The organism is Paenibacillus nasutitermitis (assembly GCF_014641075.1).
Classification (GTDB): domain Bacteria; phylum Bacillota; class Bacilli; order Paenibacillales; family Paenibacillaceae; genus Paenibacillus_Z; species Paenibacillus_Z nasutitermitis.
In genome coordinates, this window is the sequence record NZ_BMHP01000002.1 from 1,529,160 (window position 1) to 1,552,731 (window position 23,572).

The window sequence follows — 23,572 nt, forward strand, 5'->3', positions numbered from 1 at the left end:
GGCGGGGGACAATACTATGCAAGCTAGAATAAAGGAGGAGACTATCAATGCTGCAACGGCTCGCAACTTTATTCGCTGATGCCAAGGATCTAAATCTGCATCGCGTGCAAAATGACTCCTTGATCATCGAAGTCGCCTATATCGCCTCCCTATGCGACGAAAGTAAAGTGAGCGACTTTATTTTGGTTCCTTTTATGAAACAGGAGCATCCTTTCGAAAACATTATCAAATACGACCCCAGCTATAAGTGCATAGACGATCCTGCCAAATGGGCCGATACTCTGCTGCGGGGATTTGCCCTAATCAAGCTGAAAGACACGGTCTATATGCTTGACGTTGCCCGGATTATCCGCAACCAGAGTCCCCAAACCCAAGTTGAAACCGCCATACTTGGCCCACAAATCGCGCTTAGCGAGGATTTGATCGATTCGCTTAATATCATCCGCAGCCGTTATCCCACACCGGAGCTTGCAGTCGAGGAGAAGACGGCGGGAACCATGTCGCATACGCGTGTTCTGCTTGTCTACGACAAGCGCAGAGTCGATCCCAATGTCTTGACCAATGTAAGAAAAAAACTGCAAACCATACAAATAGACTTTCTCCAGGCTCCCGGCCAGTTGGAGAAAGCACTTACCAAAAAACGGAATTTATTTCCCACGATGATGATATCCGAGCGCGCTGACCGTGTTTGTTCCTGCCTGCAGAGGGGGAAAATCATCCTCATTATGCAAGGGTCTATGTTCGCCATAATCCTGCCCGCAACCTTCTATGATTTTATGCATGCGGTTGACGATGACTACGACGCGTTTTGGATGACCCGGGTATTGATCGTGCTGCGCTATTTCGCAGTCATCCTGACCATTACCATGCCCGCTTTGTACATCTCCGTGGTTTCCTATAACCCGGAGCTATTCCGGGTCCAGCTTGCATTCTCTATCTTGGGCAGCCGTTCTGCCGTGCCCTATCCCTCCTTTGTCGAGGTCATCGTGATGCTGTTCATGATAGAATCCCTGAACGAAGCGAGCCTCCGGCTGCCCAAATATATCGGATCGACCGCCACCACAGTGGGTGGTTTGATTCTGGGACAAGCCGCGCAGCAGGCAGGTCTTGTCAGCAGTATTATGATTATCGTGACCTCGGTTGTAGCGATCGCCAATTTTATCGTGCCTGTCAATAACATGTCCAGCGCCATCCGTTTTCTGAAATATCCGCTTATTGTGCCGGCTATCTTTTTTGGGATAACGGGCGTAGCGGTTGGAATATTTACTTGCCTGGCATATCTGACAGACCTCAGAAGCTTCGGGAAGCCTTATTTCCGGTATATCGGCAGAACGAAACCTCATTTTGGAGATATCGGGCAGGTGAATGAGAAATGAACCGTTATTTTTATTACAATGTTTTCCTGGTGAGCCTCCTGAACCTGATGCTGTTTATCCCGCATATACTCATAAACTACCGTTACAACGGAGCCGTATCATCGATGATCATCGCTCCTTTTATTGGAACGGGACTGGCCTTTCTGTTTATCCGGGTCATGCATAAATTCCCCGGTAAAGGCTTACCGGAAATACTGGAGCAATTCTTCTCCAAAATGGTGGCCGTTCCGATTCTTCTGTTCAATGCGGCGATATGGCTGATCGCTTCCATTATTGCGGTCGTTTCCTATGCGGTTCTGATCAACCGGTTCTTCAACCCGGATACAAGTCCGTTGATCGTACTGGTTTTACTCTGTCTTGTATGCGCTTATGCCGCGACCCGTTCCTCGCTGAGCATGATTTTTCTGATTGAGATGGGTCTGTTGATTAATATGCCGCTTATCGTGCTGCTCCTGGTCAAAGCCATCCGCAGCAACGCGATCAGTTGGGATGCCGTGCGGACCGTTGCCCACTACTGGTCGCAGCCTCCAAAGCTCCAACCGCTTGGAGCTGCAACCTTCTTGTTTACAGGTTATATGCATTATGCAATCTTTAACAGGGTCAACCCTCCCAACTTCCGGTTGAAATACCGCTGGCTGATTCCTGTTTCCTGTACACTCATCATGCTGATCACCTTCTTCGTGCCGATTGGATTTAACGGTACCGAGACCGTCGACGATTATTTGTATTTATGGAGCGTCACATCTGATTCTATGCTCATGAGTTATGGCTTTATCGAGCGGGTGCTCTTTGTATTCCTTATTCTTTATTTGAATTTGACCTTGATTTATACGGCATCGGGCTGGCATCAGGCGATGGAATTCATCAAAAGCTGTTTACCCCATAACAAAATTAACATCGATCCTGAAAAAACCCCGCTTGCCAACTGGATTATTGTTTCCACCTTTATCATCATGACAATTGCCACCTATTATTTGGTCAATGAGAAGCAGGTCTCCATGATCTCATCCGCCTGGCTTTCCGTTCGTATGTTTACAGAAGTCGGGGTGGTCGGGATTCTGTTTATACTGGCCTTGAGGAGGAAAAAATCATCATGACAACCCGCAGTCTCCTTTATGCGATACTAGCCATCAGCCTAATGGCAGGTACTTTAACAGGATGCGGCTTTAAAGATATCGATAAGCGTTTCTTTGTTGTGGCTATGGGAATCGATTTGTCTGAAACGAACAAGAAAGACTACTATATCACGCTGCGCCTGGCGGCTCCGTCCCCAAGAGTTGAACCCGGCGCCTCCAAAACGGATGTCCAGGCGATTCACGCACCCTCAATAGCCGAAGCGCTCCGGCTGTTGAAATCCTATGTGGACAAAGAGATTGATTTCGGGCACTGCAAATTATATGTTTTCGGGGAGAAGCTGGTTCAATCTGATTACAGGGATGTGATGGATTGGCTCTCCCGCAGACGTGACGTACAGAATGTCTCTTATCTCGCCATCGGAAGGCCCGACGCGCAGTCGATCATGAAAATCAACCCTCCGACAGAGCGGTATCCGGGAAACACGCTATTTCTTCAGTTCGGCAAGGACGGCACGGAATCATCTTATATTATTTCTGAATATTTATTTGATTTCATGCGACGGCTTGGTGAAAAGGGAATGGATCCGATTCTGCCGGTTGTCCAAACGGTAAATAACGGTTATTTGATTGCCCAACTAGCTCTGCTCAATAAGAGAAATATGGTCGAAACCCTGAGCCAAAGCGAAACGCAGCTGTTCAACCAGATTTTCAACAAATTCACAAAATCAACCATCACAGCCACGATAAAGGATGAACGTCTGGTTTTAGCCGTTAACCGCATTACATCGCATTATAAAATAGTCAAAGGAACAAACGGAACACATACGCTCAAGCTTACGCTCGGATTCAGAGGGATTTTCGAGGAAGCTCCTCAGGGGATATATAACCGTAACTGGACAGATTTGCAGAATCATTTTAACCGGCAAATAGCCGGGGAAGCCAAACAACTGCTGGAGAAAGTTCAAAAGGCGGATGTTGACCCCTTCGGCTTCGGTCTTCGTTTCCGTGCCACGCATAAAGGCAGTGAAACGACGTGGAAAGAATGGCAGAGCATTTACCCCCGTCTTACATTTGATGTCAAGGTCGACACCATGATTGAAGGGACGGGAGTAATCCGCTAGTCAAGTTAAGGTTTGAAGACGGTCCGTTGTGCGCAAGCTGCTGATCGATGAAGCCCCTATTCCGAACATCGCTGTACGCAGCTCAAATTCAATACGCTCCAGCTGAAAATAAACGGATTCCGGTTTGACCTTCGACGGCTGGACTCCCGCTGCGCCAGCAAGCAGTGTGCGGCCGAATCCGGCCAAGTCGGCTCCAAGCGCAATTGCTTTAGCAGCATCGACTCCTGTATGCAACCCCCCGCTTGCGATCAGACAGGTGTCCGGAAGGCACTCGCGGACCTCCCGTATACAGTCCGTCGTTGGAATACCCCAATCGGCAAAAGCAGCAGCGGCATCGGCGCGCAGCGGATCGCGGATGCGGTATTTCTCCACCTGGCTCCATGAGGTGCCTCCCGCGCCGGCGACATCGATGAAAGCGACCCCGGCTTCTGCCAGGGTCTGAGCCGTATCCGCATCAATGCCCCATCCCACTTCTTTGACGCCGACGGGAACATCAAGCTGTTTGCAGACCTCTGCGATCCGGCTGACCAGCCCTCGGAAATCCGTATCTCCCTCCGGCTGAAACACCTCCTGGAGACTGTTAAGATGCAGCACAAGCGCATTGGCCTCCGCTAGCTCCACCGCTTGTCTGCACTGGTCTACCCCGTAACCGTAATTCAGCTGTACGGCGCCCAGGTTCGCAATGATCGGAATAGTCGGCGCTTCCTTCCGCACCTTGAAGGTGCCGGCAAGCTGTTCATTCTCAATGGCTGCGCGCATGGACCCCAGACCCATCGCCCAACCTCTGGTTTCAGCCGCCTCGGCCAGACGCAGATTAATGGGACCGGCTTCCCCTGTTCCTCCCGTCATGGAGCTGATAAGAAGCGGCACTTGCAGCTTCATGCCGAGGAATGATGTGCTCAAATCCATATCCTGAAAGGACAAATCCGGCAGCGCGCGGTGGCGGAAACGATAACGGGAGAAACCGGGATCAATCCCTATGCTCTGCACAGATTCCTCCAGGCAGATACGTATATGTTCGCTCTTTCGTTTTGCCGTCTGTTCATAACCCTCTGTCGGGGTACCCGTATAATCAGTCATAACCATGCTCCCTTAGCCGAACCATTATATATCTATCATCACATAGGAGCAACCCGTTGATCAAGCTAATCGCTTTTATTGGGATAACACCACAAGGAATATAATTAATTTGATCATTTATTTCATTTTAATGATTTTATCGATCATTTATATTGTGTATTTGGTCGCTTTATTTTACAATTAATAAGAGGCGGCCCGGTAATGCGGCCAACCGTCTCATCATCTATCCATAAAAATTCATTTTAACGGAGGCTATCCCCTTGAATATCCTTTCATTCAACAGCAAAGAAGAACTTGATCAGCATGCAGCCGGATTGTTTGCCGGGCTTCTGGCTCGTAACCCGCAGGCAACGCTTGGCTTGGCAACAGGCTCGACACCAACGGGAATTTATGAAAAAATGATAAAGATGCACCAGCAAGGCAAGCTTTCCTTAAAGGAAGCGACGACCTTCAATCTGGACGAATATGTAGGACTTCCGCCAGAACATGATCAGAGCTATGCCTATTATATGAATAAGCATTTGTTCGACCATGTCGATGCAAGAAGAGACTCTATTTATTTGCCAAATGGCATGGCTCTTGATCTGGACGCCGAGTGCGCCCGTTATGATCAGCTTCTGGCCGAGAAGCCTATCGATATCCAATTGCTTGGCCTCGGACATAACGGGCATATCGGTTTCAACGAACCGGATGATTCTCTCCGCGGCGGCACGCATATCGTGGAACTGCAGGAGGAGACGCGGGAAGCCAATGCAAGATTCTTCGCATCTGTGGAGGATGTCCCCGCCAAAGCAGTCACCATGGGAATCGGGTCCATTCTGAAGGCGGATACCATTCTGCTCGTCGTCAAAGGCGCCGACAAGGCGGAAATTGTGAAAGAGGCGTTAACCGGACCCATTACAACCCAATGTCCGGCATCTTTGCTGCAAACGCATGCGAAGGTTATTGTACTACTAGATCATGAAGCGGGGAGGCTGCTTGATTTATGACATCAACCCATACAAAATGGCGTGTGAACAACGTCCGGATTGTGCTGGAGGATCAGACCATACAAGGGAATGTGTCGGTAGAGAACGGCATCATCACGGAGATCGCCCGGTCCGATGCCGATGAGGCTCAGTCCCCTCATAACGGGGACTGGCAGATCATTGACGGGACAGGAGGCGTACTGCTTCCCGGTTTCGTCGATGTGCATGTTCATGGCGGCTTTGGAGCTGATTTCATGGATGCGGACAAGGATGCTTACGATACGATCACCCGTTTCCACGCGTCCAACGGAACGACTGCCATGCTGGCCACAACCGTTACCGCATCCCACGATGCGATTGCAGCCGTGCTTGAAGCCTCTTCCGCCTATATCGGTAGCGGAAGCATGCCTTATGCCGCGTTAGCTGGCGTTCACCTGGAAGGCCCCTTCATCAGCGAGCTGTGGCCGGGTGCGCAGAATCCATCCTTTATCTCGCCGCCCCGTCTGGACTGGCTCCAGAAGTGGCACGGCGCACATCCGGGACTGATTAAACAATTGACGCTTGCCCCGGAGAAAGAAGGCGCACTTGCCCTGATTGGCTGGCTGGCAGAGCAAGGAATTGTTGCCGCTTGCGGTCATACGGATGCTAAATATGCTGATATTATCAAAGCGGCGGATGCCGGGCTGACCCAGGCCGTCCACACCTTTAATGCCATGCGCGCCCTGCATCACCGCGAGCCTGGAACGGTGGGCGCCGTACTGAGCGACTCCCGTATTTATGCCGAGGTTATTACAGACGGGCACCATGTCCATCCCGCAGCGGTGAGGCTGCTTGCCGCATCCAAACCGATGGACAAGGTGATTCTCATCACGGATGCTATCGCTGCAGCGGGTCTGGGAGATGGCAGCTATAAGCTCGGCGGCCTGGAGGTTGACGTTAAAGACAGCGTGGCCAGACTTCATGAAGGCGGCAATCTGGCAGGAAGTACGCTGACGATGATCGATGCGTTCCGGTTCATGGTGGAGAATACTTCGCTGACCCTTCCCCAGATCAGCCGGATGGCAAGCGCTAACCCAGCGGCCCAGCTTGGCTTGCAGGACCGGATTGGGTGTATCGCGGTCGGCAAACAAGCTGATCTTGTCCTGACCGATCATACATTCAGGGAAGTAAAAGGTACATGGGTAAACGGCAGACAAGTATTTCAGCAATAATGATCCACACAAAAAAAAGGTATCCGCTCCTTGTTAGAGGCGGATACCTTTTTTTCATTGCCAGCCTTGCCTTAACCGCGTTTGCGGACCAGTTTCGTTACGCGGCCATGAACCGTCCATTCGGCTACGTATACATTTCCTTCGGCATCCACGCATACTCCGTGGGGCGAGCTGAATTTGTCGGCTTCGAATAAATTCACATCAATATTCGGCCAGCCTTCCCGCTTGGAGGCATTCTCATCATCGCCCAAATGTGTGATCAAGCGGTCATTTTTATCAAAAATAGTGATTCTGCTTTGCAGATCGGGGAAATAGATCTCATCCTTGTAATAATAAAAACTGCAAGGCATCTTCATATCGTCCGTAATAAAACGTTTATGCTTGCCGTCCAGCGTGAACACTTGGATCCGGTTGTTGCCGCGGTCCGCCACATACAGCTCGGGCTCATCGCCGCGAAGATCAACGGAAATGCCATGCGGGCAATCCACCTGGCCCGGTTCGCTGCCTTTTCCGCCCCATGAACGGATCAATTGGCCTTGACTGTCGTATTGATGAATCCAGCTTTGTCCATAACCGTCCACCACATAGATATCGCCGTTTGGCCCAACTGCAACGTCTGTCGGTACAAACTTGCGGTCCTCATCGTAGATGTCCGGCAAATCAGGCGTGCTGATCGTCAATATTTCCTCTCCGTCCAGCGTTGTTTTAACAACCAGCCGGCGTGCGGTGTCTGTCAGGTACAAATACTGCCCATCGTTCTCCGTGTGCAAATAAAAACCGTGGGCGCCGCCAGCAAAGGCCTCTCCCCAGCTGCGCAGGTAATTCCCGTTTTTGTCGAACACGACTACCGGTTTATCTCCCGTATGGAAGACCAATACGTTCTCGTTGGCATCCACTTCAATACCGTGAGTATAACCGAATTCCATTCCTTCCGGCAGCTTAGCCCAGCCTTCCGCCACTTCATAAACATGTGTTCCCGATCCCATTACAGCCATTATGTTCACTCCTTAATTTTTATAAATAAATAAAATAAAAAATGGATACCGCTCCATTAACATTCCATAGGCATGGGGAAAATCCTGCTCCATACCCGTAAAATAAAAAAGTCATTGCAGCATGATCGTCCGAATCGGAAATAACGGAGTCTCCTATTGCCGTAAGTCTCCGTTATTCTGCTTCTTCTGTTACATAAACGCGGATTCCATGTCCATCTGCCACCGACGAAAGCTGCTGCGGCAGCGGCATATCGGTAATAAAGCCCTGCAGCTCGGAAAGCGGCGCAATCGAGAACAACGAATTCCTCCCGATCTTTGTATGATCGAACATGGCATAGGTCGCCTGCGACCTGCGCATCATCGCCTTGGCCATATGCGCTTCCTGTTCGGAATACGTCGTTATTCCGCCTGTGGAGGAGATCCCGTCGACCCCAAGGAACATTTTGCCCAGATTAAGATGTCCCAGCGTCCCTTCGCCGAGCGGACCGCACAACTCGAAACTGTTATGCCGCATAAGGCCGCCGGTCACCACAACCTGAATATCGCTTCCAGCCAGTTCCATCGCCACATTCACGGCATTTGTCACAACCGTAATGCCCCGGCGCGTCTTGAGCAGCTTGGCCAGATAATAATTGGTTGTACCGCCGGAAAGTCCCACTACGTCGCCTTCTTCGATAAGCCCGGAAGCAGCAATGGCAATCCGTTCCTTCTCCAGAAACGACAGCCCCTCCTTCTCGGCAAAAGGAAGCTCTCTTACCGCATTCAATCCGTCATACATAGCGCCGCCGATCGTCCGGATGACGGGCTCGGATTTCTCCATTAGCTCCAGATCCCGGCGCGCCGTCGCCTCCGAGATATGAAAACGGTCGACAACCTCCTGGATGGTAATCCTGCCCTGACGTTTGAGCACATTCATGATCTGATCGCGTCTTCGTTGTCCTTTAGACCCGTCAGCCATTTCAGCGTTCCACCCAGGCCTTGTCCGACAACCGCTGATCGACGGAAGCCCAATCAGGAAGCGCTTCCCAGTCGCCGCGCATCTGCACGACCAATGACCCGCTGACACTTCCAAGACGTACGGCTTCAACCGGCGTCATACCCTTTAGAATGCCTGCCAGGAACCCGGAACAGAAACCGTCTCCCGCTCCTACCGTATCGACGACTTGATCCGCCTTGTAGAAAGGTATGGTTTGGGAATCGCCCTTACCGATTACCATCGTGGAATCATCTACGCCCTTGACGATGCTGACGGCACTCAGCTGTTTCAATTTCGCTTCAACCTCATCCAGCTGATCCGTTTCATACAGCAGCTTGAGCTCGTCCCATCCCGGCAGAAAATAATCCGCTTGCTCCGCCAAAGGAAGGACAAATTTGCGCGCTTCCTCAATCGACCACAGCTTCAGCCGCAAATTCGGGTCGAAGCTGACCTTCACCCCGGCCTTCTTCGCCGCTGCAACTGCGGCAAATACCGTTTCACGGGCGCTTTCGCTCAGCGCCAGGGTAATGCCGGTCACATGGAGAATCTTGCAGCCCGTTATGTATTGGAGATCCAGGTCACCGGGCCGCATCCGGCTTGCCGCCGAATGTTTGCGGTAATAGTGAACCGCCAGCTTGCCTGCAACCGATTCGCGGAACATCAGTCCCGTCTGCTGGCCAGCAACTTGTCTTGCCCGCGAAACATCGACCCCTTCGCCGCGCAGCCGCTTGAATATAGCGCGGCCGAACGGGTCATCGCCCAGGGAACCGAACCAGCCAACCGAGCAGCCCAGTCTGGCCGCTCCGATCGCGACATTGCTCTCCGCGCCCCCGAATCCCTGCTCCAGCGACGCTGCCCCTTCAAGGCCGCGGTGCTCCTGCGGCATGAACAGCGCCATCGTTTCGCCGAAGGTTAATAAATCCGGAACTTCCTTCGTCAATGATATCGCCCCCAAGCTTAATTTGAAGCTTCTTTAGATGTCCTTGTAAATTGGGAATTTCATGAAGTAAATGATGACAAGATAAATCAGCAGGATAATAAGGCTGAGCGTCCGTGCCTTTGCAATGTTGGATGTCGCGCTTTGGCCGGAATGAATCGCCGTCACAATCTGTTTAAGCGGTTTGGATACGATACCGCCAATTGCCGCAATAGCGAGAAACAGAACGACCACAATAATCATCCAGATCACTTCGTAATCCGCTTGTGAAATCAAATATCCGCCTGTCAGCAGCTGCAAAACCAGAAAATATTGCGAGATCCGGTTGGCCGAAACCAGTCCATCCGCAAGTCCGGCTTGTCCAGCGCCGTCAAGTTTCGTAGCGCGTCCGACGAGGAATGGAAGCACGATGTAGAACCCCATACCAACTGCGCCGATCACATGCAAAAAAATCATTACATTCAACATTTTGTTTTCCTCCTGCAATTCATTTACAATCACATCAAGTATACTAGAACTATCACCCAAATTCAAAAGACAAACGGCTTATTTCCCTTCATGGGACAAACTAAGCTTGATCATGACCGCTTTAATAGAAAAATAGTCTATACTGTCCGGCAACGCTTCCTTGATCGGCTTGAGCTTCTCCGCTCCCAGCCGCAATACCGTTTCGGCAATAAGCGCCTCATGCTCGGATGGTATAAAATCATCCCAGGCGATCGTTTCGCCTTCTTCCGCGCAGCGAAGCAGATGATTCTCGATCGTAAGGCGGCCCATCTCGCGGATCGAAGCGATCTCCGTAATGGAATGCCCCTCGCGGAGCATCGCCAGCGATTGCATGTGGCTGGACAAACCCGTGTCGCCGCCTGGAAGGTCCCCAGAGCTTTTGCCGCCCGGAGCTTGCCTCGTACTTGCTCTTCCTCTGCCGGAGGCCTCGGAAGGCACTCCGGCGGGTTCAGAACCGGCAGATTTGTCGCCGCCGCCTTGAAAGTTTCTGACGATTGCAATGACATCACTGCCGTATTTGCCTGCTTTGGCAGCGCCGACGCCTTTGACACTGAGCAATTGCTCGGTCGTAACCGGCTGGCGGTCCGCAATTTCGCGAAGCGCCGCATCGAAGAACAACATAAACGGCGGCACATGCTCCCGGGCTGCCGTCGTTTTGCGCCAGTCGCGCAGCGCTTCGAACAACGGGGTATTCACTGCAGCGCCTGATCCAGAGCCTGAAGCCGAACGCCGCTTGGACGCCATACTGCGCCGCCTGAATACGGTTTTGCTGCCTTCCAGCACGGGGAGCGCTTCAGCCGTCAGGGAAACAGTTGGAAATTCCCCTTCGCTGATCCGCATATATCCTTCCGCCACCAGCCAATACAGCCAATCCGTGATATCCTTCTCCACCCAGTCGCGCAGCAGGCCATAGGTGGACAAACGGTCCAGTCCGAATTCAAGAATCCGCTTTTCTCTGGAACCCTTGAGCACCTTGGATGCCAGTGCGATTCCGAACCTGCCTTTGAGTCTTCCGACGCAGGACAGCGCCTTGCGCGCATCCTCGGTCATATCCAGCTTCTCGCTTTGATCCAGACAGTTGCTGCATTTGCCGCATTCGGGCACATCCGCTTCGCCAAAATAACTGACGATAAATTGCAGGAGGCATTTCTCCGTGCGGCTGTAATGCATCATCGTATACAGCTTGTTTAATTGAATCCGCTGCCTGTCCGGATCGGTGGTGCCGCGTTCGATCAGAAACCGCTGGACCTGCACATCCTGCGGCTCGAACAGCAGCACGCATTCGCTTTCCTCCCCGTCGCGACCGGCACGGCCGGCTTCCTGGTAATAGGACTCCACATCGCTTGGCATCTGCCAATGGACAACATAACGGACATTCGGCTTGTCAATTCCCATGCCGAACGCATTGGTTGCGACCATTACACGAGCTTCGTCAAAGCGGAATTTTTCCTGCGCTTCCGACCGATCATCATCACCGAGTCCCCCATGATATTTGCCTGCCGATACGCCCAGCCGGGTTAAATCGGCATATACTTCTTCCGCTTCCTTGCGGGTTGCCGTGTAGATAATGCCGGATTGATCCTGGCGCTGCGCCACATAATCACGCAGAAATTTGCGCCTGTCCGTACCTGTCACAACCGACAGGCTCAGATTGGTCCGCGCAAAGCCGGTTACGAACACATTGGGCTTGCGAAGTCCAAGCATCGCGGAAATATCGTCCGACACCTCCGGAGTCGCCGTAGCCGTAAATGCCGCTACAGGAGGACGGTTCTCCAACCGCCCGATCCAGCCTGCAAGCTGGCGGTAGCTTGGCCGGAAATCATGCCCCCACTGCGATACGCAATGCGCCTCATCTATCGCGATAAGAGGGATGTGCATCTGGCTGGCCAGCGACTCGAACATCGTCCCGTCCAGACGTTCCGGCGCAACATAGAGTAGCTTGTAAACTCCCTGAGCGGTATTTCTCACTACATCCCGGTAAGCCGCAGCATCCAGCGAACTGTTCAAGTAAGCTGCTTGTACGCCCAAGCGGCCCAGTGCGTCAACCTGATCCTTCATCAAGGAAATAAGCGGCGATACAACAATCGTTGTCCCCGGCAGCAGAATGGCCGGCAGCTGGTAGCAGACCGATTTCCCCCCGCCCGTGGGCAATATGGCAAGCGTATCCTTTCCTTCCAGCAGGCCTTCGATTATATCCTGCTGGCCTTTACGAAAGCTGTCGAATCCGTATATCTCTTTCAGCATCCGCTGTGCTTGCTCCACTAAAAGACATCTCCTTTCGGATTAAAACAAGAAGAAACGGCTAATGCCGCTTTTTGCGTCGAAGCAAGTTTCTTCCCTTGGAATTATAGAGAAAGGATGACGAAAATTTATACTTTCCTATAAGAATCAATTTCTATTATGAAAGATTAAGCTGAATATGCAATTATGAAATTGATTCATAATTAAATGAAAAACCCTGACTACAATCCGTCAGGGCCCCATGTGCTTCATGAGAACTGTCGCCTACAAATTATCCATTCACGACTGCAATGACATTGCGTACAGAAACCGCGGATTTCTCCAGAGCGGACTTCTCTTCGTCAGTCAAATCCAGTTCAAAAATTTTCTCGATTCCATCACCGCCCAGTACTGCCGGAACGCCCATGAACAGTTTGTCGTAGCCGTACTCGCCCTCCAGCAGAGCGATAACCGGGGTAATCCGTTTTTTGTCCTTCAGAATGGATTCGGTCATTTGGACAAGGGAGGCTGCAGGCGCGTAATAGGCGCTGCCATTGCCGAGCAGATTGACGATTTCCCCGCCGCCAACGCGTGTACGCTGTACGATCGCGTCAATGCGGTCTGCAGGAATCAGCTTCTCGATGGGAATGCCGCCCACATTGGAATAACGGACCAGCGGTACCATGTCATCGCCATGACCGCCAAGGACAAAGCCACGGACGTCTTCAACCGATACGTTAAGCTCTTCCGCAATAAAAGTGCAGTAACGGGCCGTATCCAATACGCCGGATTGGCCGATTACGCGGTTTTTAGGGAATCCAAGCGCGTTGTAAGCCACATAAGTCATGGCATCAACCGGATTGGAGAGGATAATCACATAAGCGTCCGGACTGGTTTTTTTGATATTTTCACAGACAGACTTGACGATCCCCGCATTGGTATTCACAAGATCATCGCGGCTCATGCCCGGTTTGCGGGCAATACCTGCGGTGATAATAACTACATCGGAATCCCTGGTATCCCCATAGTTGGATGTACCGGTTATTTTCGCGTCGCAGCCTTGGACCGGTGTAGATTCCATCATATCAAGCGCTTTGCCTTTGGTCGGATTCTCCAGCTGCGGAATATCGACCAATACAACATCGCCCAATTCTTTCTGTGCAAGCATAAAAGCTGTTGTTGCTCCAGTAAAGCCGGCTCCAACAACCGTAATTTTATTCCGTTTGATCGCCATTGTTCAATGCCTCCCAAAAATTAGGCTTATATTCCCGTCTTAACCAGATACACGAGCCATGAGTATGTCCAGCTATTTCATACGGAAACTATTTACAATTGCTATTGTCCCCAGATTTACCTGAATGTATAAAATCTTAGTGATAGACAGCCCGCAAACAAAGGAGAAAGGTCCGCTTCATCAGGATGTTTCCTCCTGCTCCGCAGACCATTCATCGAACTTCTAAGATCGAACGCCTAACCTAATTTACACCAAATTTTTGATGATTTCATCAGCAAACGCGGAGCATTTCACTTCTGTAGCGCCTTCCATCAAACGGGCAAAGTCATACGTAACGGTCTTGTTGTTGATCGACGTTTCCAGCCCTTTGTAGATCATATCAGCCGCTTCCAGCCAGCCAAGGTGCTCCAGCATCATTACGCCGGACAAAATCACGGAGCCCGGGTTTACAACATCAAGATCCGCATATTTAGGAGCTGTACCATGCGTTGCTTCAAAGATTGCGTGTCCGGTCAGGTAGTTGATGTTCGCTCCAGGAGCAATACCGATACCGCCAACCTGTGCTGCAAGCGCATCGGACAGATAGTCGCCATTCAGGTTAAGTGTCGCGATCACATCAAAGTCGGTCGGACGGGTCAATACCTGCTGAAGGGCAATGTCGGCAATAGCGTCTTTTACAATCAGTTTGCCAGCCGCTTCCGCATCCTTCTGCGCTTTGTTCGCCGCATCCGCGCCTTCTGCTTCTTTAATACGGTCGTATTGGCCCCATGTGAAGGTTTTGTCCGCATACTCCTGCTCAGCCACTTCGTAGCCCCAGTTTTTGAAGGCTCCTTCCGTGAATTTCATGATATTGCCTTTGTGAACCAGCGTCAGCGTTTTGCGACCATGCTTCAGCGCGTATTCGATAGCGGCGCGTGCAAGGCGTTTGGAGCCTTCAGCGGAAACCGGCTTGACGCCGATACCGGAGGTTTCCGGGAAGCGGATCTTGTTAACACCCATTTCATTTTGCAGGAAGTCGATTACTTTCTTCACTTCCGGCGAACCTTCCTGATATTCGATACCTGCATAGATATCTTCCGTATTCTCACGGAAAATAACCATGTTGACCAATTCTGGACGTTTGACCGGAGAAGGCACGCCGTCAAAATAACGGACAGGACGCAGGCAGACATACAGGTCAAGCTCCTGGCGCAGCGCAACGTTCAGGGAACGGATGCCGCCGCCGATTGGAGTCGTAAGTGGTCCTTTGATGGCAACCATATACTCGCGGATTGCAGTCAATGTATCGGCTGGCAGCCACTCGCCATAGTTATTGAATGCTTTTTCGCCAGCGAAAACTTCGTACCAGGCGATTTTTTTCTCGCCGTTATAGGCTTTTTCTACAGCTGCGTCAAGAACGCGTTTGGAAGCCTTCCAGATATCGCGGCCAGTACCGTCGCCTTCGATGAAAGGAATAATCGGATTGTTTGGAACCTGCAGAACACCATTGTCAATCGAAATTTTCTCGCCTTCGGTTGGAAGATCAAATTGTTTAAGCTCCATGAATAAATTACCTCCTGAAAGTTTGGTTTGAATGATGGGTGATGAAGTTCACATAACACGACGGGAGCTGACTGCAGGGCTGCGCGAAGCAGCTCTTGCGCCGGCACCCCGTCGCTCATGCGCGTTTTATGACAGGCCAGACAAGAGCAGCCGCAAGATTATTGACGCTGAGCGATCGGCGTCACTTTCTGATCAACAGGCCCTACATACTCGGCACGAGGGCGGATAAGCCGGTTATTTTCGTATTGCTCCAGAATATGCGCTGTCCATCCGGATACACGGCTGATGGCAAAGATCGGCGTAAACAGGTCGCGCGGAATTTTGAGCGACGTATAGACAGAAGCGGAATAAAAATCGACATTCGGCTTGAGGCCTTTTTGACCCGTTACGATTTCTTCGATCTTGATGGACATATCGTACAAATCCATATTGTCCGTCAGCTTGCCGAGCTCACGCGACATTTTTTGCAAATGCTTCGCACGGGGATCGCCATTCTTGTAAACGCGGTGGCCAAATCCCATGATTTTCTCTTTATTGGCAAGCTTCTTACTGATGACGGCTTCCACATTTGCCGGGGTACCGATTTCCTCCAGCATCACCATTACCGCTTCGTTCGCTCCGCCATGCAGCGGCCCCTTCAGGGCACCGATGGCTGAAGTTACGCCGGAATAAATATCGGATAAGGTGGCCACCGTAACACGCGCTGCAAACGTCGATGCATTCAGCTCGTGATCGGCATGGAGCACCAGCGCCTGATCAAGCGCCTTAACGGCAACCTCATCGGGTTCTTGACCTGTAAGCATGTATAGAAAATTGTAAGCAATCGTTACGCCTGTTTTGGGGGCGATAGGCTCCTTGCCTTCGCGAATGCGTGCAAAAGCAGCGACAACAGTGGGAAGCTGTGCCTGCAGTTTGACCGCTTTGTGAATATTGGCTTCATGCGACATTTCGTTAGCGGATTCATCATACAAGGCCAAACTGGAAATTGCCGTCCGCAAGCTGGCCATTGAATTGGCATCCTTAGGATAAAGCTTGAGCTGATCGAGCACACCCGCCGGGATGGGCGCGTATTCGCCGAGCTGTTGTAACAACTCGTCCAGTTCCGGCTTCGTCGGCAATTTACCGTACCAGAGCAGGTAGGCCACTTCTTCAAAAGAAGCGTTAACCGCCAGGTCATCGATGTCAATACCGCGATAAGTCAACACGCCATCTATGATTGAGCTGATGGATGAAGTAGTAGCGACGATCCCCTCTAGGCCTTTGGTTGCTGTCATTTTTTTCTCTCCTTTAACCTTGGTCTCATGATTCAGAAATAACAATAATTGGTTTCGGTTTCCGTATCGTCAAGCTAATCATATCGGATTTTGACGGGGAAGTGAACTAAAACACATATAAAAATGCTTTATCAGCACCATCAAAAAAATTTTATACTTATTTTCGGCTTATTGCAATGATCGCATAACCGCGGCCTTTTTTTTGAAAGTTCTTCACCTTGAGAAAACAAATCTTTGTGTAACGCGCGGCAAATGTTAAACTATAGGAATCATTCGACACGCGGCTGCAGTCTTTCCTCCTGCCGGCCCTTACAATATTTATTTGAAACCGGAGGCTCATTATATGACGGAACAACGCATCGGCATCATCGACCTTGGCTCCAACTCCGTCCGTCTTGTCGTTTACGAACGGACCGCAAGCGGGGCACACCGGGTTATTGACGGAAGCAAGCGATCAGCCCGGCTCAGCGAACAAATCGATGAGAACGGCGTTCTGCCGGATGAGGCATTGGACGAATTGGTCGACACGATCAATCATTTTCGCCTGATATGCGCCCATCACCGCACCGGACATATCCGCGCCATCGCCACGGCAGCTATACGCAATGCCGCTAATCGCGAACAGATCCTTTTCCGCCTCGAAGCCGAGACCGGAATGCCAATAGAAGTGATCACAGGCATGCAAGAAGCCAGTTACGGTTTTCTTGGCATGATTAACTCCATGAATATCCAGGATGGTTTTCTTATCGATATCGGCGGCGGCAGCACCGAAGTTTCCCTGTTCAGGAACCGCTCGCTGGTGAATGCCGTTTCCTTTCCATTCGGCTGCGTCAGCCTGACCAAACGTTTTGCCGAAGGAGGACTTCTCTCTGACGACAGGCTGCAGGAACTCGAGATGCATATCGCCAGAGAGGTTGGCGGCGAATCCTGGATCAGCCATTCCCCAGGCCTCCCCCTCGTTGGTATCGGAGGGACCGTGCGGGCTCTGGGCAAAATCCATCAGGCGGTTACGCGCTATCCGTTTGAGAGCTTTCATAATTATACCATGACGGACAAAACCACGGAGGAACTGTTCCATCTGCTCCGCAGCCAACCTCTCGACAAACGCAACCGGATACCGGGGCTGGCCAAAGATCGCACCGACATTATCGTTCCGGGTCTGACCATTTTGCGTACGCTGTTCAAAATCATGGGTGCCTCCCATTATCTCGTTTGCGGTTCCGGTTTGCGCGACGGGCTGTTCTTCTCCACCCGTTTTCCGGAACGTCCCAAGCTGGACAATGTGCTGGAATACAGCGTCAACAATCTTGCCGCCTTGCACCCGGAAGCTCCCCGGCAGCATATGGCGCAAGTCAGCCGGAATGCGCTGCAGCTGTTTGACGCGCTGCAAAGCGGATATTCCTTCCCGGAGCAGTCTCGGTCATGGCTGGATACAGCCTCCACCTTATACCGGATCGGGGCGAGCATCGACTATTACGACTACAACAAGCATACCTTTTATTTGATAGTTAATTCCCATATCAATGGATTATCCCACAAGGAAACCCTGCTCTGCGCAGCCATTGCTTCCTTTAAGAGCCGCAATCGCGCCCGGCAGCAGGCCGCCGCTTACAAACCGCTGGTGTCCGAGGAGGATCTTTCGCTCATCTGCATGCTGGGTTCCTTGCTTCAGCTTGCCATTGCCCTGGACCGGAGCGAGACACAGGCAATCGGCCGGCTGCGCATCGAGCATGCCGACGGAAAACTGCTCCTGTACGCCGCTATGGCTGAAGGCTCGCTCGTCGTCGAACGCAAGGAAGTGGACGCCTTAGCCTCCGATTTCAGGAAGCTGTGGGGCATAGCTCCCGTTCTCTACCCTCCGGATTACCGGTAGGTTTTCCATTTCCGAATATTCTTCGCTTCAAATTGGCTGCGCATTGGCGGCAGGTCATTGCGCACCCTTTCATATGAACCGCTGGGCATCAGCTCGCGGGCTTTAATATTGTCATCCAAATTAAGCTGCAGAATTGAAACCAGATTTCTGCGCAAACGGGCGTCGAAGACCGGGCACATCAGCTCGATACGGCGCGTCAGATTGCGCGTCATCCAGTCGGCGCTGGACAAATAAACCTCTTCTTCGCCTCCGTTGTTGAAATAAACGATTCGCGAATGCTCCAGGAACCGGTCGACGATACTGATAACCCGGATGTTCTCGCTTAATCCCTCCACACCCGGACGCAGGCAGCATACTCCGCGCACAATCAACTCTATTTTAACCCCGGCCTGTGAAGCTTCATACAATTTATCGATCATTTCCTGATTGGACAAGCTGTTCATCTTGGCGATGATTCGGGCTGGTTTACCGGCCGCGGCATGCTTCTGCTCTCTTTCGATCAAGGTAAACAGCTTCTGCTTGAGATGCGTCGGCGCCACGCCGAAGGCTTCCCATTCGTATGGCGAAGAATACCCGGTGACCTCATTGAACAGCGCCGATGCATCCGCCCCGATGACGGGATGGGAGGTAAACAAACCAATATCGGTATACAGCTTCGCTGTATTTCCATTGTAATTGCCCGTACCCACATGAACGTAACGACGCAGCATTTGCTGCTCTCTGCGGACCACCAACGTAATCTTGGCATGTGTTTTCAAGCCGACCAGCCCATAAACCACATGGCAGCCCGCCTTCTCCAGCTGACGCGCCCAGGCGATATTGCGCTCCTCATCAAAACGCGCTTTCAGCTCCACCACGACTGTCACCTGCTTGCCCGCTTCGGCGGCAGCCGCAAGAGCTTGTACCAGCGCAGACTGGCCGCTTACCCGGTAGAGGGTCATCTTGATGGCCAATACATCCGGATCCTCCGCCGCTTCCATCACAAAATCATCCACCGCTTCAAACGATTCGTAAGGATGATACAGCAGCACATCCTCTTGGCGCAGCACCGCAAAAATATTGTCCAATTTTTCGAACTCCTGCGGATAAAAAGGCTCGATTTTCTCAAAACGCAGCGATTCGTAGCCTGGAAGCGAAACAGAGAATTTCATTAGAAAGCTCAAGTCCAGCGGACCATCGATTTCGATAATATTATCGCCCTGCTCAAGCTCCTCTTTAAGCATTTGCAGAGCGTATGGATGCATGCCTTTTCCCACTTCCAGTCGGACAGGCAGTCCCCACCGGCGGCGGCGTATCTCTTTTTCGATCTCCTCCAGCAGGTCCTCCGCCCCTTCCTCGTTCAGGGTCAGATCGGCATTGCGGGTCAACCGGAAGGGATGAACGTCTACCGACTTATGCCCATAGAACAGTGTGCTGATATGCCTTTCGATCAGCTCCTCAAGAAATACAAATTCCATCTTCTTGCTGTTAGTCCGGGATGGTACCGGCACCAGGCGCTGCAGAATCGAAGGTACTTGTATAATAGCAAAAAAAGGATCCTCTCCTGGCGGCATACCGTCCGGACTCAGAAGAACAGCCAAATAAAGTTCTCTAGTATGGAGCAGCGGGAATGGCCTGCTCTGATCCACAGCCATCGGGGTCAGGACGGGGAACACAATTTCGTGAAAATACTCATCCACCGCATGCAGCTGCATGGGGTTCAGCTCATCCATCGAGCGGAATGATATGCCTTCCTTATTGAGCCCCCGCAGCACCTCCCGATAGGTTTTGTATTGTTCCGTCACCATCTGGGAAGCCCGCCTCATCAGCCGTTTCCACAACCCGTCCGGCGTATAGCCGGTAAAATCCTTTTTGGTGTAGCCAGCTTTTATCTGATCCTGAATCCCAGCCACGCGCACACTCATGAACTCATCCAGGTTACTGGACATAATAGCGAGAAATTTAGCTCTTTCCAACAGCGGATTGTCCGCATCCTGCGCTTCCTCCAGGACTCGGCGGTTAAACTCGATCCAGCTCAGGTCGCGGTTGACATACGGGGACATTGGCTTATTCATTGCGAATCCTCCTGTTGAAAAAACGGTTATTCTCATTATGTGGGAGTTCTATTATGTTCATGTTAAGGGATTGTTAATGGCACGTAAAGTGATCGCATTTTTTACGTTTTTTTGGTAAACGTCCGGTCTCAATGATACAATATCCAAGAAGCAGAAACCTTTCGCTTTGAAAAAAAAACGGGTTATTTTGTTGAGTTCGTATTCTATTGGAAAATCAAACATAGCATTCCCTATGAGGCAAGCTGCAGTCGCACGATTTTTTATGTATTAAAGGAGGAGTGTTTAATGGATCGTGCGATTTGGAAACAGATTGGACGCGGACTTCTCGTGCTCATCGGGGTGCTGCTGCTGATCCTTGCCCTTATCTATGTAACGCCGCTGGTTTATCCTTTTATCATTGGCTGGCTGCTTGCTTATGCCATTAATCCCGTCGTGAATATCATGCATCGCAAAATGAAAATTCCCCGCTGGCTTGGCGTTACTCTATCGCTTTTCATTGCGGTGCTCGCTTTGCTGACCATTCTTTCCGCTTTGGTTACCCGCATTGTCGTGGAGATCATTCATTTGTCCAAATCGCTCGACAGCACCATTGAATGGTGGCGCAACGAATTTGAGCGTATTGTGGCATCGACGGAAATTCAGGATTTGATCGGGAAGCTGAATGCCTTTTACCAGAACAACCCGAATTATCAGCAGACCATTAATTCCCGTATCTCGGATACGGCGAATCTGCTGGCCAAAACCAGTTCTTCCATAATCAGCACGATCCTGAACAGCATTGTGAATCTTATTTCTTCACTGCCCAATGTCGCCACGATTACAGTTGTCGTCCTGCTTGCCGCCTTCTTTATCGGCAAGGACTGGTATCGTCATTTGGGCAAAGTATCCGGCTGGGTCCCAGCTGGCATCCGCAAAACCACCTCTGTCGTGTGGGCCGACCTGCTGCATGCCCTGCTTGGTTATCTGCGCGCTCAGTTTATAATGATTTCTATCACGGCCGTCGTTGTCACCCTCGGTCTGTTAATCTTGGGGGTGGACTATCCGATCACTATCGGCTTGCTGATCGGACTTGTGGATTTGCTTCCTTATCTGGGCGTCGGCGCAGCAATGGTGCCCTGGATCGCCTATATGTTTATCTATGGTGATATTTCGCTAGGCATTGGACTTTCCGTTCTATATGGCGTCATTCTCGTCGTCCGTTCATCCATCGAGCCCAAAGTTCTGGCAAGCAGTGTCGGTCTTGATCCCCTTCCCACGCTCATCGCCATGTTCGTCGGCCTGAAGCTGTTCGGCGTGGCCGGTTTGATTATCGGTCCCGTTTCACTTGTTATTCTGTCGACCATTCACCGGGCCAATGTTTTTCGGGATCTGTACGGGTTTGTGATGAGAGGGAAGAGCCCTCCCTAACGCTTAAGTACCCTCCCTAAATCGCTTAAATGCCCCTCCCTAAATCCCTCCTGAGGAGGGACCCCAAGGGCCCCGGCCCTCTGGACACCCGGAATGGAATAACGTTGGCGTTACAGTGAATCGCTTGTTAGTTGGTGCGAGCTTGGATCGTTTTTCGTCCCTTGCGGGACACACTTCACTCTTAGCGCACCCGGGGTACTTGTGGACTTCGTCCTTTCAAAACGTTGGAGTTACACATACGCTGGATGGTGCTGCCTGCCTGGATCGTTTTCGTCCCTCACGGGACACACTTTACTTTTTACGCACCCGGGGTGCCTGTGGACTTCGTCCCAGCAAAACGTTGGTATTACACATACGGCCCTGTTGGGCATTGTCTGCCTGAATCACTTTTCGTAATGCCCCTCCCTAAATCCCTCCTGAGGAGGGACCACAAGGGCCCCGGCCCTCTGGACACCCGGAATGGAATAACGTTGGCGTTACAGTGAATCGCTTGTTAGTTGGTGCGAGCTTGGATCGTTTTTCGTCCCTTGCGGGACACACTTCACTTTTGGCGCACCCGGGGTGCCTGTGGACTTCGTCCAATTTATAACGTTGGAGTTACAGACTCCCCTGCTGGACATTACCTGCTCGGATCGTTTTTCGTCCCTTGCAGGACACACTTCACTTATGCGCCAACCGAGCTTAGCCGGGACTTCGTCCCTACTTTCTGCGGATCGTCAGGGTGCCTGCGCGGAGCTTGCGTTCGAGCCATCGAAGGATAGCCAGGCGGTAAAATGGGCGGGTGAGCGGAAACAATAGCGTAATGCCTATAATATCCGTGAAAAATCCCGGAAGCAGAAGAAGCAATCCCCCCGCCAGAATGCAAAGTCCGTTTAGCATGGCATGCCCCGGAGGCTGGCCCGTCTGCATCTGGCGCTGGACATCCACCAACGCTTTGCGCCCTTCCATTTTCGAGAAATACGCGCCCGCAAAACCAGTGATCAAAATGAGTAAAAAAGTGGGCAACCCGCCAATCCAATGACTCATTTTAATGATTCCCCATATTTCCAACGCCGGAATGACGATTAATGCCGCAACGATCCATTTCAACATGCTGTTTCCCTCCTCTTATTAAGCTTTTCCATCCGCTGCCTGTTCAAGCAGCTTGTAAAGCTCCGGGAGCGCCTTATCCAGTCTCGAAGGCCTCATTTGCGCATTGACCCACACATGGCGGGTGCTTCCCCTTACAAGCAGCTCTCCGGGCAGCTCCGACCCTTGCCAGGTGGGCGGATAGGTCTCCTTATCCGAAATGCGGCGAATCTCCGAGCGGAAAGACAGACGGACCGGAGAATATTCCTCGATCGCGGTGCAAATGACCACCAGGTCGTCATACTTCGCAGGAGCGATGTAGCGGCACTCCAAATCCACTACCGGCAGCAGCATGCCCTGTTCTTCAATAGTCCGGTATGGAATGCCGAAGAAGCGGATAAGCTCGGTCCGGCCGATCTCCATCCAATTTACATAATTGGCGTGGAAAACAACGCCCATGCGGTCCGACTCCTGGTATCTAACCCGAAGCGGATGCATATGCCATATCCTCCCGGCCCCCGATGCTGTCATGGTATCACAACCTTTTTTACGTTATCGTACTGCCGGAGGTAACAAAGATAATAAGGGAAAAGCTGGTTTTTTGGCTTAAATTGTATAAATGTTCGATGTCTATGTTTAACAAAAGCGATGGC

The 23,572-nt window shown here is 51.4% G+C and carries 19 protein-coding genes; 7 read left to right on the forward strand and 12 right to left on the reverse strand.

Translation table 11 applies throughout. The annotated features are described in order from the left end of the window. Window positions 1-47: 47 nt before the first annotated feature. From IEY46_RS17165 to IEY46_RS17175, 3 genes are read left to right on the forward strand one after another with little or no spacing between them, the layout of a single operon-like run. A complete protein-coding gene (locus IEY46_RS17165) occupies window positions 48-1,376 on the forward strand; it encodes a spore germination protein (RefSeq protein WP_188993164.1) in 1,329 nt (442 codons plus the stop codon). Continuing rightward, complete coding sequence (locus IEY46_RS17170) at window positions 1,373-2,473, forward strand: GerAB/ArcD/ProY family transporter (protein WP_188993165.1); 1,101 nt, start codon at window positions 1,373-1,375, stop codon at window positions 2,471-2,473. Before IEY46_RS17165 ends, IEY46_RS17170 begins: the two co-directional genes overlap by 4 nt. Next, entirely contained in the window at window positions 2,470-3,573 is a 1,104-nt protein-coding gene (locus tag IEY46_RS17175) for a Ger(x)C family spore germination protein (protein ID WP_188993166.1), read from the forward strand. The genes IEY46_RS17170 and IEY46_RS17175 overlap by 4 nt, the downstream gene beginning before the upstream one ends. On the opposite strand, the gene fni is transcribed toward IEY46_RS17175, so the two are convergent. Beyond that, a complete protein-coding gene (gene fni / locus IEY46_RS17180; RefSeq protein WP_188993167.1) occupies window positions 3,574-4,653 on the reverse strand; it encodes a type 2 isopentenyl-diphosphate Delta-isomerase in 1,080 nt (359 codons plus the stop codon). It lies immediately after the preceding gene. Between the two features lie 260 nt (window positions 4,654-4,913). Here fni and nagB point away from each other — a divergent pair, with 260 nt between their 5' ends. Both nagB and nagA read left to right on the forward strand, forming a co-directional pair. Then, window positions 4,914-5,642, forward strand: coding sequence for a glucosamine-6-phosphate deaminase (nagB, locus tag IEY46_RS17185; protein WP_188993168.1), 729 nt, complete (start codon window positions 4,914-4,916; stop codon window positions 5,640-5,642). Then, window positions 5,639-6,832, forward strand: coding sequence for an N-acetylglucosamine-6-phosphate deacetylase (gene nagA, locus IEY46_RS17190; RefSeq protein WP_188993169.1), 1,194 nt, complete (start codon window positions 5,639-5,641; stop codon window positions 6,830-6,832). The genes nagB and nagA overlap by 4 nt, the downstream gene beginning before the upstream one ends. Window positions 6,833-6,903: 71 nt before the next feature. Here the strand turns inward: nagA and IEY46_RS17195 are convergent, their stop codons facing one another. The 8 genes from IEY46_RS17195 to citZ all read right to left on the reverse strand — a co-directional run bounded on the left by IEY46_RS17195 (window position 6,904) and on the right by citZ (window position 16,517). Continuing rightward, window positions 6,904-7,827, reverse strand: a complete 924-nt coding sequence (locus IEY46_RS17195) for an NHL repeat-containing protein (RefSeq protein WP_188993170.1) — start codon at window positions 7,825-7,827, stop codon at window positions 6,904-6,906. 172 nt (window positions 7,828-7,999) lie between these two features. Beyond that, complete coding sequence (locus tag IEY46_RS17200) at window positions 8,000-8,785, reverse strand: DeoR/GlpR family DNA-binding transcription regulator (protein WP_188993171.1); 786 nt, start codon at window positions 8,783-8,785, stop codon at window positions 8,000-8,002. Window position 8,786: 1 nt separating this feature from the next. Then, complete coding sequence (locus IEY46_RS17205) at window positions 8,787-9,743, reverse strand: sugar kinase (protein WP_188993172.1); 957 nt, start codon at window positions 9,741-9,743, stop codon at window positions 8,787-8,789. Between the two features lie 33 nt (window positions 9,744-9,776). Further along, window positions 9,777-10,208, reverse strand: coding sequence for a hypothetical protein (locus tag IEY46_RS17210; RefSeq protein WP_188993173.1), 432 nt, complete (start codon window positions 10,206-10,208; stop codon window positions 9,777-9,779). A 78-nt stretch (window positions 10,209-10,286) separates the two neighbouring features. After that, window positions 10,287-12,509, reverse strand: a complete 2,223-nt coding sequence (gene recQ, locus IEY46_RS17215; RefSeq protein WP_229750340.1) for a DNA helicase RecQ — start codon at window positions 12,507-12,509, stop codon at window positions 10,287-10,289. A gap of 250 nt (window positions 12,510-12,759) precedes the next feature. After that, complete coding sequence (gene mdh, locus IEY46_RS17220) at window positions 12,760-13,701, reverse strand: malate dehydrogenase (RefSeq protein ID WP_188993174.1); 942 nt, start codon at window positions 13,699-13,701, stop codon at window positions 12,760-12,762. A 246-nt stretch (window positions 13,702-13,947) separates the two neighbouring features. After that, the gene (icd, locus tag IEY46_RS17225) at window positions 13,948-15,243 is read right to left on the reverse strand and encodes an NADP-dependent isocitrate dehydrogenase (protein WP_188993175.1); all 1,296 of its coding nucleotides are present in this window, start codon (window positions 15,241-15,243) and stop codon (window positions 13,948-13,950) included. Window positions 15,244-15,401: 158 nt separating this feature from the next. Next, window positions 15,402-16,517 (reverse strand): citrate synthase, encoded by a 1,116-nt coding sequence (gene citZ / locus IEY46_RS17230; protein ID WP_188993176.1) that lies wholly within the window; start codon window positions 16,515-16,517, stop codon window positions 15,402-15,404. 343 nt (window positions 16,518-16,860) lie between these two features. On the opposite strand from citZ, the gene IEY46_RS17235 reads away from it, so the two are divergent. After that, a complete protein-coding gene (locus IEY46_RS17235) occupies window positions 16,861-18,390 on the forward strand; it encodes a Ppx/GppA phosphatase family protein (protein ID WP_188993177.1) in 1,530 nt (509 codons plus the stop codon). Here IEY46_RS17235 and ppk1 read toward each other — a convergent pair. Beyond that, window positions 18,381-20,444 carry a polyphosphate kinase 1 gene (ppk1, locus tag IEY46_RS17240; RefSeq protein ID WP_188993178.1) on the reverse strand — a complete coding sequence of 688 codons (2,064 nt, stop codon included), beginning with the start codon at window positions 20,442-20,444 and terminating at the stop codon, window positions 18,381-18,383. The two genes, IEY46_RS17235 and ppk1, sit on opposite strands and share 10 nt — an antisense overlap. 285 nt (window positions 20,445-20,729) lie before the next feature. Between ppk1 and ytvI the strand changes: the two genes are divergently transcribed. After that, entirely contained in the window at window positions 20,730-21,851 is a 1,122-nt protein-coding gene (gene ytvI / locus IEY46_RS17245) for a sporulation integral membrane protein YtvI (protein ID WP_188993179.1), read from the forward strand. Between the two features lie 699 nt (window positions 21,852-22,550). Here ytvI and IEY46_RS17250 read toward each other — a convergent pair. Further along, window positions 22,551-22,943, reverse strand: a complete 393-nt coding sequence (locus tag IEY46_RS17250; protein ID WP_188993180.1) for an FxsA family protein — start codon at window positions 22,941-22,943, stop codon at window positions 22,551-22,553. 18 nt (window positions 22,944-22,961) lie between these two features. Next, window positions 22,962-23,417 (reverse strand): acyl-CoA thioesterase, encoded by a 456-nt coding sequence (locus tag IEY46_RS17255; RefSeq protein WP_229750341.1) that lies wholly within the window; start codon window positions 23,415-23,417, stop codon window positions 22,962-22,964. Window positions 23,418-23,572 lie beyond the last annotated feature (155 nt).

Coding starts and splice junctions, on each gene's coding strand:
- IEY46_RS17165 (WP_188993164.1), top strand. CDS start 48: ATGCTGCAACGGCTCGCAACTTTATTCGCTGATGCCAAGGATCTAAAT.
- IEY46_RS17170 (WP_188993165.1), top strand. CDS start 1,373: ATGAACCGTTATTTTTATTACAATGTTTTCCTGGTGAGCCTCCTGAAC.
- IEY46_RS17175 (WP_188993166.1), top strand. CDS start 2,470: ATGACAACCCGCAGTCTCCTTTATGCGATACTAGCCATCAGCCTAATG.
- fni (WP_188993167.1), bottom strand. CDS start 4,653: ATGACTGATTATACGGGTACCCCGACAGAGGGTTATGAACAGACGGCA.
- nagA (WP_188993169.1), top strand. CDS start 5,639: ATGACATCAACCCATACAAAATGGCGTGTGAACAACGTCCGGATTGTG.
- IEY46_RS17195 (WP_188993170.1), bottom strand. CDS start 7,827: ATGGCTGTAATGGGATCGGGAACACATGTTTATGAAGTGGCGGAAGGC.
- IEY46_RS17200 (WP_188993171.1), bottom strand. CDS start 8,785: ATGGCTGACGGGTCTAAAGGACAACGAAGACGCGATCAGATCATGAAT.
- IEY46_RS17210 (WP_188993173.1), bottom strand. CDS start 10,208: ATGTTGAATGTAATGATTTTTTTGCATGTGATCGGCGCAGTTGGTATG.
- mdh (WP_188993174.1), bottom strand. CDS start 13,701: ATGGCGATCAAACGGAATAAAATTACGGTTGTTGGAGCCGGCTTTACT.
- icd (WP_188993175.1), bottom strand. CDS start 15,243: ATGGAGCTTAAACAATTTGATCTTCCAACCGAAGGCGAGAAAATTTCG.
- citZ (WP_188993176.1), bottom strand. CDS start 16,517: ATGACAGCAACCAAAGGCCTAGAGGGGATCGTCGCTACTACTTCATCC.
- IEY46_RS17235 (WP_188993177.1), top strand. CDS start 16,861: ATGACGGAACAACGCATCGGCATCATCGACCTTGGCTCCAACTCCGTC.
- ppk1 (WP_188993178.1), bottom strand. CDS start 20,444: ATGAATAAGCCAATGTCCCCGTATGTCAACCGCGACCTGAGCTGGATC.
- ytvI (WP_188993179.1), top strand. CDS start 20,730: ATGGATCGTGCGATTTGGAAACAGATTGGACGCGGACTTCTCGTGCTC.
- IEY46_RS17250 (WP_188993180.1), bottom strand. CDS start 22,943: ATGTTGAAATGGATCGTTGCGGCATTAATCGTCATTCCGGCGTTGGAA.
- IEY46_RS17255 (WP_229750341.1), bottom strand. CDS start 23,417: ATGCATCCGCTTCGGGTTAGATACCAGGAGTCGGACCGCATGGGCGTT.